The following is a 1,108-nucleotide window of genomic DNA, read 5'->3' on the forward strand; positions in this document are numbered from 1 at the left end:
GGATTTTTCGGCTAAGATGCCAGCCAAGCCAAGCAGAGAAACTCCAAAACAGGGTCAAAACAGCGATAAAGCCAAGAGTGATGACGATCGCTATGACGTTCCCCACCTGCCCGTATTCGGAAATACTGACAAACACCCAAGAGACGCCTCCAGAGAAAAAACCTAGAGCGACAGAGCTGCCTCGATAACAGGCGACTTTTGCTGTCGGGCTGGTCATGACGAGCAAGCCGTACACCACAATGGTGATGAAATACGCTGGCCAGAAATGGAAAGGGGAGAAGCTGCTCACTCCAATTAGTCCTGCCACAATGCCTATTAGATAAATAACTGGAGTGGGGAAAGAGGACAGATGGTTTAACAGGAGGGAAATTCGCCCCGTCTTAGTTGCTAAGAGAGCATCATGACGAGACGAATTCATATCTTATTCCGCGGTGTCCGCAAAAGGCTGAGAGACTTGGATCGTCTTTACACGACGACCATCAGATTTTATGACGTTAAAGTGAAGACCATTAAAGGCAATGGACTCATCTCTAAGTGGAACATGTCCAAATTGTTGTACTAAGATGCCGCCAATGGTGTCAAACTCTTCTTCGCTAAGGTCGCATTTAAAAAATTCGTTAAACTCTTCAATGCTACATAGTGCGGAAACTCTGAATACACCAGATTGATCTGTTACTTGAATATCTTCACTGTCTAGTTTGTCGGTTTCATCTTCGATTTCGCCAACAATCTGCTCTAGCACATCTTCAATGGTGGCAAGGCCTGAGACACTGCCGTATTCATCAAGAACGATGGCCATGTGGTAGCGCTTGGTACGGAAGTCGTTTAGCAAAACATTTAGACGCTTACTTTCTGGAATAAAGTTAGCAGGACGTAAACGACTTAAAATATCATCAATAACAATTTCTTCGTCTTTGAAGAGGAGTGGAAGTAAATCCTTGGCTAACAAGACGCCAAGGATTTTGTCCGAGTCTTCGCCCACAACAGGGAAGCGTGAATGGGACGATTCAATCACTTTACGGATTGAGGTTTTTGGGTCATCTTCAGATTTGATCACCACCATTTGTGACGGCGGGATCATAATGTCACGAGCTTGTACCTCAGAAAC

The 1,108-nt window shown here is 45.0% G+C and carries 1 protein-coding gene; it reads right to left on the reverse strand.

Translation table 11 applies throughout. The features are described from left to right. Positions 1-421: 421 nt before the first annotated feature. Positions 422-1,108 (reverse strand): transporter associated domain-containing protein (locus ABJF11_RS20600; RefSeq protein ID WP_348122187.1); only part of this gene is annotated, 687 nt, incomplete at its 5' end.

It is taken from the genome of Reichenbachiella sp., from assembly GCF_039941815.1.
Classification (GTDB): domain Bacteria; phylum Bacteroidota; class Bacteroidia; order Cytophagales; family Cyclobacteriaceae; genus Reichenbachiella.